This is a genomic window from Ureibacillus sp. MALMAid1270, from assembly GCF_049202975.1.
Taxonomy (GTDB): Bacteria; Bacillota; Bacilli; order Bacillales_A; family Planococcaceae; genus Ureibacillus.
Genome location: NZ_JBMIRP010000054.1, coordinates 1 through 9,209 on the forward strand (window position 1 = coordinate 1; position 9,209 = coordinate 9,209).

The window sequence follows — 9,209 nt, forward strand, 5'->3', positions numbered from 1 at the left end:
GCAATGGCTCACAATCTCCTGAAAGTAGCAGGCATCCGCCAGCTACTTTCACTAAAAATCAAAGAAAATAGAAAACAGATGAATGGGAAATCAAAATTTCCATTCATCTGTTTTCTTTTTAGGGCTTTTTGGACAGCCCCAAAACCGATCACGAAATTCGAAAAAATGGTCTTCATCGAAGTGATGAAGACCAAAACCAATCACGAAAATCAGAAAAGTGGTCTTCATCGAAGTGATGAAGACCAAAACCGATCCCGAAAATCAGAAAAGTGGTCTTCATCGAAGTGATGAAGACCAAAACCAATCCCGAAAACCAGAAAAGTGGTCTTCATCGAAGTGATGAAGACCAAAACCGATCACGAAATTCGAAAAAATGGTCTTCATCGAAGTGATGAAGACCAAAACCAATCCCGAAAATCTGAAAAGTGGTCTTCATCGAAGTGATGAAGACCAAAACCGATCCTGAAAATCAGAAAAGTGGTCTTCATCGAAGTGATGAAGACCAAAACCAATCCCGAAAATCAGAAAAGTGGTCTTCATCAAACTAATGAATCCCAAAACCAAACCCAATAATCAGAAAAATGCCCTTCATCACAATAGATGAAGGGCATCAAGTGAAAATGAACTTATAAAGTAATTGCTTTTACTTCATCAATATTCTCAAGTTGACCTACATATACTAAATCTTCATCAGTTACTTCATTATCAATTGTTAACATCATAACTGCTGTTCCGCCTACTTGGTCACGACCAACTTGCATTGTTGCGATATTGATGTCTTTTTCAGCTAATTTTGTTGCAACACGGCCGATCGCACCTGGTTTGTCAGTGTTTTTAATGTATAGTAAGTGACCATTTGGAACCACGTCTACTACATAATTTTCAACTTTAACAATTCGTGCGCCAAGTCCATTTAGTAATGTACCTGCAACCGAATGTACTTCGTTTTTCGTTTTAATCTCAACAGTAATTAAGTTCGTGAACCCTTTAGCTGTTGTAGTTTTATGTTCATTAATTTTAATACCAACACGTTCAGATAAGTAACGAGCGTTAACATCGTTTACGTGATCGCCATGGTTTTTCTTTAATAAACCTTTTAAACCGTTTGAAGTTAATGGACGAACATCGTAATTTGCAACTTCACCAGCGTAAGAGATGTTTACTTCTTTAATTGCTTCTTCTGTTACTTGTGATAAGAATGCACCTAATTTTTCAGCTAACTCGAAGAATGGTTCAACTTGTGCAAGTAATTCTTTTGGAATTGAAGGCATGTTTACTGGGTTTGTTACAGTACCTGTTTTAAAGAATTTAATAATATCGTTAGACACGTCAACTGCAACAGATTCTTGAGCTTCAACAGTAGAAGCACCTAAGTGAGGCGTTGCAATAACTTGCGGTAAAGTTAAAAGTTTATTGTCAGTAGCTGGTTCTTCAACGAATACGTCAAGAGCTGCACCTGCCACTTTACCACTAACGATTGCATCGTATAGATCGTCTTCATTGATAATTCCACCACGAGCACAGTTAATAATGCGAACGCCGTCTTTCATCATAGCGAATTTTTCTTTGTTCAATAAATTTTTCGTATCTGGTAAAAGTGGTGTATGCACTGTGATGAAATCAGCAGCAACACAAATTTCTTCTACTGTTGCTTTTTTAACGCCAAGCTTTTCAGCGCGTTCTTCTGTTAAGAATGGATCATAGGCTAAGATTTCCATACGTTGACCTTTTGCGCGGTAAGCCACTTCAACACCGATACGACCAAAACCAATTACACCTAATGTTTTACCTTTAAGCTCTACCCCTACGTATGACTTACGATCCCAAATACCATTTTTTAAAGCGTTATAAGCTTGAGGGATGTGACGTGCAAGTGAAGTCATCATCGCAATTGTATGTTCTGCAGCAGAGTTTGTGTTACCGTCTGGTGCGTTTACTACGATAATCCCGTGTTCTGTAGCTGCAGTTAGGTCGATATTATCTACACCAACACCTGCGCGGCCGATTAATTTAAGATTTTTCGCCGCTTGAATAATTTCGCGCGTTACTTTTGTTTGGCTACGAACTAATAACACATCAGCATCTTCAATTTTTGAAATAAGTTGGTCTTGTGTTAAACCTGTATCAACAATAACATTTAAGTTTAATTCAGTTTCTTGTCGAAGTGGGAAGATACCATCTTCGCTTAGTGGATCTGCGATAAATACGTTAATTGCATTTGTTGCTGTAGCTGTTTTTGTTACCATGTGAAAACTCTCCTTTAGTGTGATTAATTATTATAGTTTAGGTAATGGAATCTATTTGTTTAATAAATTTTCAAACATACATGAGCGTAAGTATCCTAGTAGTTAATAAATTCTCGAAATATCATCCCCTACATGCTGATATAAAAAGCCTCTCGTCCCTTACATAATGTAAGGGACGAAAGGCTATCATTAACAGACTTACGTGGTACCACCCTAATTTGTTATGCAAGAATCAAAAATCGCATAACCTTAGCATATACGTAACGTGTATGAGACGGATTGGCATACTATTATTTCAACCAATCTATTCGGGAGTGGAACATTAACCGTTGAACTACTGATTTGCACCAACCATCAGCTCTCTATTAAATCCATACGATTATGCATGTCTCCGTCTTTATATTTTGTTAATTAAATTTGAATCCATCATAAACCGAATGTTCACCTTTGTCAACAGAATTCGGCTAAAAAGTTAATGATTATTAAGAAAACGGTTTCATTTATGACTAAAAAACGAACTATTTAATCTAATCAATATCATTTCATTCGTATTTTAATCTCAAGTATTAAGAAAACTGTTCCTAATACAAGAGAAATGTTGAAAGAGACAGATAATTTAGACGAAAATGAAATCTGACTATCAGGACAAAATTTAATTTCCGAAGAATAAGTATGAAAAGAAGGGAAACGAAGTAGAAAATCGAAATTAACAGATAGAAACAAAGGGGGATGTATATGAAATATGACGTCATCATTGTAGGTAGTGGTTTAGCTGGTTTAACCGCTGCTTGTGAATTGATTGATAGTAAGAAGAAAGTATTACTTCTTGATCAAGAACCTGCAAATTCAATTGGGGGGCAAGCCTATTGGTCCTTTGGGGGATTATTTTTAATCGATACACCTGAACAAAGAAGGCTAGGCATAAAAGACAGTAAAGAATTGGCATGGCAAGATTGGTTAGGTACAGCTGGTTTTGATCGTCATGAAGATGAGGATTATTGGGGGTATCAATGGGCAAAGGCCTATGTTGATTTTGCAGCGGGTGAAAAATACAGCTGGTTAAAATCGAAGGGGATTAAATTATTTCCGGTTGTTGGTTGGGCAGAAAGAGGAGGCTCACTAGCAGGTGGACACGGTAACTCAGTTCCAAGGTTTCATATCGTTTGGGGAACAGGGCCCGGAATCGTAGAACCGTTTGCCAATAAAGTATTAGAAGCTCATAAATCAGGTTTAATAGACTTTAAACCTCGTCATAGAGTAGATGATCTAATTTTAGAAAATGGAGCAGTAGTAGGGGTTATCGGAAAGGTATTAGAAGAGAGTAACATTGAAAGAGGACAAGAAAGTAATCGTAATGAAATTGATGACTTTGAATACCGTGCCGACGCAGTTGTGGTTTCCAGTGGTGGAATTGGTGCTAACTTAGAATTAGTGAAAAAAAATTGGCCATCACGATTAGGAAAAGTACCAGATTTTATGGTTCAAGGTGTACCAACTTTTGTAGATGGTCGAATGCTTGAAATTGCAGAGAGAAATGGCGGAAGAATTGTTAACCGGGATCGCATGTGGCATTACACAGAAGGGTTAAGAAATTGGAATCCAATTTGGAATAACCATGGAATACGAATTTTACCTGGCCCATCATCCATATGGTTTGATGCGGAAGGAAATCGTTTCGGAGCCCCAAATTTCCCAGGCTTTGATACGCTATCAACTTTAGAAGCAATTTTAAAAACGGGTTATGATTATTCTTGGTTTATCTTAACAGAGAAAATACTGGAAAAAGAATTTGCACTTTCTGGTTCTGAACAAAATCCAGATATAACAAACAAAAGCATTAAAGACATAATGAAGCGTATTTTACCAGGGCCACCTGCACCTGTAAAAGCCTTTAAAGATCATGGAGCGGATTTTGTTGTAGCTGATAGCTTGAAAGATCTAGTGGAAGGCATGAATCAATTAGCAGGAAATGAGTTACTTGATTTCATCAAAATTAAAGAACAAATTTTAGCTCGAGATCGTGAAATAGACAATAAATTTACAAAAGATGCTCAAGTTATGGCAATCCGAAGTGCACGTAACTATTTAGGCGATAAATTAATACGAGTTGCACCTCCTCATAAACTTCTGGATTCAAAAAATGGACCATTAATCGCGGTACGGTTAAACATATTAACCCGCAAAACATTAGGTGGTCTTCAAACGAATTTAAATGGCCAAGTTTTAAATGAACAAGGTGAACCAATCAACGGACTATTTGCTGCTGGAGAAATTTGTGGATTTGGCGGTGGTGGTGTGCATGGTTATCGCTCCCTTGAAGGTACTTTTTTAGGAGGCTGTTTATTTACTGGAAGACAAGTAGGAAAATATTTAAGTAATGAATAAAGGATTAATGAACTACAATGTAAAATAGTAAGAGTGAATGAATGTACATTCATATTTCAATAAGGGGTGGGGAAATGACATACGAAACAATTAATTTAGAAGTAAAGGGTCGTTTAGCAACTCTTACATTGAGTCGTCCTCAAGCGATGAATTCAATGGATGCGAAAATGATAGGGGAATTAGCGGACTGCTTTGAATCGCTAAAAGATCATAACGAAGTTCAAATATTAGTCGTTAAGGGAGATGGAAAAGGCTTCTCGGCAGGTGGCGACATAAAAATGATGTTGCAGTCAAACGAAGTAACAGATTTTAATGTACTTATGCAAGAGGTGACAAGGCTTGCTCTAGCTTTCTATCAATTACCGATGATTACAATAGCTCAAGTACATGGTGCGGCAGCGGGTTTAGGATTTAGCCTTGCATTAGCACATGATATTTTAGTTGCAGAGGAATCTAGCAAGCTTGCAATGAATTTCATAGGAATCGGACTCGTTCCAGATGGTGGCGGTCATTTCTTTATGAAAGAAAGATTAGGAGTTCCTAAAGCAAAACAAGTTATTTGGGAAGGTAAAGTAATGAATGGTCATGAAGCTCATCAACTAGGATTGGTAGACCATATAGCACCTGAAGGAAATGCAGAACTGTTTGTTAATCAAATTGTTCAAAAACTATTAGCTTCACCAATTTCTTCAATGATTGAAACTAAGAAACTATATCATCAGAAGAAACTTGATGAATTAAAAGCGACGCTTGTAAGTGAAGCAAATGCTCAAACTCGGATGAGACAAACGGAAGATCATCTGGAAGGTATTCAAGCTTTTGTTGAAAAACGTAAGCCAGTTTTTAAGGGGAAATAAAATAGAATCTAACATATAAAAAATAAGCGCGCTCGTTGAAATAAACGGTCGCGCTTTTCATTTACACATGGAATAATAATAACTTCCCTGAAGAGTTTACTAATCGATGTGTTTTTTCAGCTACACCGTTCTCTTCAATTCGTTTTTGGCCTTCTACTTTTGCTACATCTTCATTTTCAAAAGTCCATACTTCATCAAACAAAGTTTCCCCAGTTTTTTCAAATGCAGTAAAACGATAATTCTCCATCACAATCCCCACTCTCACTATAGTATTTTCATAAACAAAAAATTGCATTTTGTTATAAAAAATCATACATCAAATAGAAACAATTGTGAATCCCCATTCATTTTTAGATGTTTAGAATCTAGTTATCTAAATGATTGGAAATCTTTTATTCCCATCGAAACAAAACGGAACACATGTTACAATATCATTGAATACTAGATATTGCATGAAACATAAGTTGACTGAAAGGAGTGATTTCTCTTATGGAAGGAATTACAAAACTCCAAGCCGGGGAACATGTAGACCAATTTTTACTCATTAAACAAGCGACAAAAGGTGTGACAACAGTCGGGAAACCATTCATGTCACTAGTTTTACAAGATAAAAGCGGGGATATCGAAGCTAAACTTTGGGATACCAATGAAGAGCATGAACAATTGTATAAAGCGGAGACAATCGTTCGTGTTGGTGGAGAAATTCATGATTACCGCGGGAAAAACCAACTTCGTATTAAACAAATACGAGTAGCAAAACCAGAAGATGGTGTGAAAATTAACGATCTAGTTCCTTCTTCTGCTACGCCAAAAGAACAATTATTTGATGAACTCACTCAATTTTTCTTTGAAATAAAAAATCCAAAGATCTCTAGAATAACACGCCATATTATTAAAAAATACCAACCAGAATTATTAGTGTTTCCTGCAGCTTCTAAAAACCATCATGACTATGCGTCTGGTTTATTAGATCATGTTGTTTCGATGTTACGTTTAGGAAAAGCAATCTGTGATTTATATCCAACATTAAACAGAGATTTAATTTACGCGGGAATTATTTTACACGATGTCGGAAAAGTAAAAGAATTGACTGGTCCAGTTGCAACTACATATACGATTGAAGGTAATTTATTGGGCCATATTTCCATTATGGTAGATGAAATTGGTCAAGCTGCAAATGAATTGGAAATTGACGGGGAAGAAGTGGTTCTTCTTAAACACATTGTACTATCCCACCATGGTAAAGAAGAATGGGGAAGCCCGAAAAAACCGATGATCCAAGAAGCGGAAATTTTACACTATATCGATAATATTGATGCCAAAATGAACATGTTATCTAGAGCATTAGGTAAAACAAAACCTGGTGAGTTTACAGAAAGATTATTTGCTTTAGACAACCGTTCATTTTATAAGCCGACAATTTAAGATAAGGGTAAGCTAGTTTTGGCTAGCGGATTAAATTAAAAGGATTGACTAGAAGTGTTTATACTTCCAAGTCAATCCTTTTTCTTACAGCATCTATTATGAAGGAGGATAAAGCTAACTAGTAAGCAAACAACTTACTAATTTAACTATCTTATTTTTTTGCAGGAAAATCTAGTAACTTTTGTATTAATATGCATTAGTAAATTTGCCTATTTTTATGTAAAGAAAAGACTTCGGTGATGATACCGAAGTCATTAATTACTTATTGATGTTTCTTTTGAAATTCTACCATGAAATCTGCAAGAGCTTGACAAGCTTCAACAGGAACAGCGTTATATGCTGATGCGCGGCAACCACCAACAGAACGGTGACCGTTTAATCCAACAAATCCAGCTTCTTTTGCTTCAGCTAAAAATTGCTTTTCTAATTCTTCGTCAGCAAGGCGGAATGTGATGTTCATATGTGAACGTGATTCAGGTGTAGCATGACCGTAGTAGAATCCATTACTGTTATCAATTACATTGTAAATAAGTCCAGCTTTCTCTACATTGCGCTTAGCAATTGCCTCAACGCCACCTTGAGCTTCAACCCATTTTAACACTTCACCTAACATGAAAATACCGAATGTAGGAGGTGTGTTGTATAAAGAATTTCCTTCTGCATGTGTTGTGTATTTTAACATTGTTGGTATATTTTTGTTTTCTTTTTCTAGCAAATCTTTACGAATGATAACAACTGTTACACCAGATGGTCCAAGATTTTTTTGAGCACCTGCATAGATTAAAGCGAATTTACTTACGTCAACTGGCTTAGATAAGATATCACTAGACATATCTGCAATTAGTGGGACATCACCTGTATCAGGGAACTCATTCCACGCAGTACCGTAGATTGTATTGTTAGAAGTTAGATGTACATAAGCATCATCACTATTGAATTGAATCTCACTTAAAGCCGGGATGTTACGATATTTATTTTCTTTTGAACTAGCAGCAATTACTGGTTCACCAAATAGTTTAGCTTCTTTTAAGGCTTTTTCTGACCATGATCCTGTTAGTATGTAACTAGCTTTTTTCCCTTCTTGTAAGAAGTTCATTGGAACCATAGAGAATTGAAGGCTTGCTCCACCTTGTAAGAACAATACTTCATAGTTTTCTGGAATAGCGAACAGTTTTTTTAGACGAGCAATTGCTTCGTTGTGCACATCTTCATACACTTTACCTCGGTGGCTCATCTCCATAATAGACATACCTGTTCCGTTGAAATTCACTAATTCTGCTTGCGCTTTCTCAAGAACTTCTAAAGGTAGAGCAGAAGGTCCTGCACTAAAGTTGTATGCACGATTGTTTGTTGTACTCAATGTGACCACTCCTAGTTTAGTAATTTGCTATATGTTTATAGATAATAAACCCTTTTATTAAAAATGGCAAAAGTCTTTAAATTATTTATTTTTAATAAAATTGTCGAAAAGAATCGCATATTACCTAGGATTTCTCTTAATTTCACTTAAGATTCATCTGAATTGTTACAGAAAATTCACAATTTGTTCGTATGTGTATCAGTACAAATTGGAATACAGTAAGTGAATTTGATAAATACGAGTTATCATTTATACTAAAAGTGGAGTAAGATTAGAATTTGGAGGTTTTATCAATGAAATTACCTAACTGCCCAAAATGTAATTCAGAATATACATATGAGGATGGCTCAATGTATGTATGCCCAGAATGTGCGCATGAATGGTCAGTGGAAGAAACAGAAAATGAAATCGATGTGCTAGTGGTAAAGGATACGAATGGCAACATTCTAGCTGACGGCGACACAGTAACAGTCATCAAAGATTTAAAAGTAAAAGGTAGCTCACAACCTTTAAAACAAGGGACGAAAGTAAAAAACATCCGTCTTGTAGAAGGCGATCATAATATTGACTGTAAAATCGATGGATTCGGTGCAATGCAGTTAAAATCAGAGTTCGTTAAAAAGATTTAATGATGGTAGGGATCTTCTCATTTAAGTGAGAGGGTTTCTTTTTTTATTGGTTAGGTTGGAGCAGGGGGGTGGATGTTGATTTCTGTCTAGATAAGGGCACATTTTGACAACATTGGATGGATTATATGGATTCTGTCTAAATAGAGGCTTCATTTGGACAAAATTGCTTGGATTTTATGGATTCTGTCTAAATAGAGGCTTCATTTGGACAAAATTGCTTGGATTTAATAAATTCTGTCAAAATAGAGGCTTCATTTGGACAAAATTGCTTGGATTTAATAAATTCTGTCAAAATAGAGGCTTCATT

Annotated in this window: 8 protein-coding genes and 1 other annotated feature; of the genes, 5 read left to right on the plus strand and 3 right to left on the minus strand. The window is 36.0% G+C overall.

Annotation, left to right across the window (positions count from 1 at the left end):
* A partial coding sequence (locus tag ACOQFO_RS06745) for a hypothetical protein (protein WP_421688929.1) occupies positions 1 to 288 on the plus strand: 288 nt, incomplete at its 5' end.
* Positions 289 to 626: 338 nt separating this feature from the next.
* On the opposite strand, the gene serA is transcribed toward ACOQFO_RS06745, so the two are convergent.
* Positions 627 to 2,246 (minus strand): phosphoglycerate dehydrogenase, encoded by a 1,620-nt coding sequence (gene serA, locus ACOQFO_RS06750; protein ID WP_421688930.1) that lies wholly within the window; start codon positions 2,244 to 2,246, stop codon positions 627 to 629.
* A gap of 168 nt (positions 2,247 to 2,414) precedes the next feature.
* Positions 2,415 to 2,653, minus strand: a binding site (T-box leader).
* A 328-nt stretch (positions 2,654 to 2,981) separates the two neighbouring features.
* Here serA and ACOQFO_RS06755 point away from each other — a divergent pair.
* Both ACOQFO_RS06755 and ACOQFO_RS06760 read left to right on the plus strand, forming a co-directional pair.
* A complete protein-coding gene (locus tag ACOQFO_RS06755; RefSeq protein ID WP_421688931.1) occupies positions 2,982 to 4,631 on the plus strand; it encodes an FAD-binding dehydrogenase in 1,650 nt (549 codons plus the stop codon).
* Between the two features lie 74 nt (positions 4,632 to 4,705).
* Positions 4,706 to 5,488 carry an enoyl-CoA hydratase gene (locus ACOQFO_RS06760; RefSeq protein WP_421688932.1) on the plus strand — a complete coding sequence of 261 codons (783 nt, stop codon included), beginning with the start codon at positions 4,706 to 4,708 and terminating at the stop codon, positions 5,486 to 5,488.
* 61 nt (positions 5,489 to 5,549) lie between these two features.
* Here ACOQFO_RS06760 and ACOQFO_RS06765 read toward each other — a convergent pair whose 3' ends face one another.
* On the minus strand, positions 5,550 to 5,735 hold the full coding sequence (locus tag ACOQFO_RS06765; RefSeq protein WP_421688933.1) for a YhzD family protein: 186 nt from the start codon (positions 5,733 to 5,735) through the stop codon (positions 5,550 to 5,552).
* Between the two features lie 242 nt (positions 5,736 to 5,977).
* Here ACOQFO_RS06765 and yhaM point away from each other — a divergent pair, with 242 nt between their 5' ends.
* Complete coding sequence (yhaM, locus tag ACOQFO_RS06770; RefSeq protein WP_421688934.1) at positions 5,978 to 6,913, plus strand: 3'-5' exoribonuclease YhaM; 936 nt, start codon at positions 5,978 to 5,980, stop codon at positions 6,911 to 6,913.
* A 262-nt stretch (positions 6,914 to 7,175) separates the two neighbouring features.
* Here the strand turns inward: yhaM and serC are convergent, their stop codons facing one another.
* Positions 7,176 to 8,273, minus strand: a complete 1,098-nt coding sequence (gene serC / locus ACOQFO_RS06775; protein ID WP_421688935.1) for a 3-phosphoserine/phosphohydroxythreonine transaminase — start codon at positions 8,271 to 8,273, stop codon at positions 7,176 to 7,178.
* Between the two features lie 293 nt (positions 8,274 to 8,566).
* Between serC and ACOQFO_RS06780 the strand changes: the two genes are divergently transcribed.
* Complete coding sequence (locus ACOQFO_RS06780; protein WP_421688936.1) at positions 8,567 to 8,902, plus strand: zinc ribbon domain-containing protein YjdM; 336 nt, start codon at positions 8,567 to 8,569, stop codon at positions 8,900 to 8,902.
* Positions 8,903 to 9,209 lie beyond the last annotated feature (307 nt).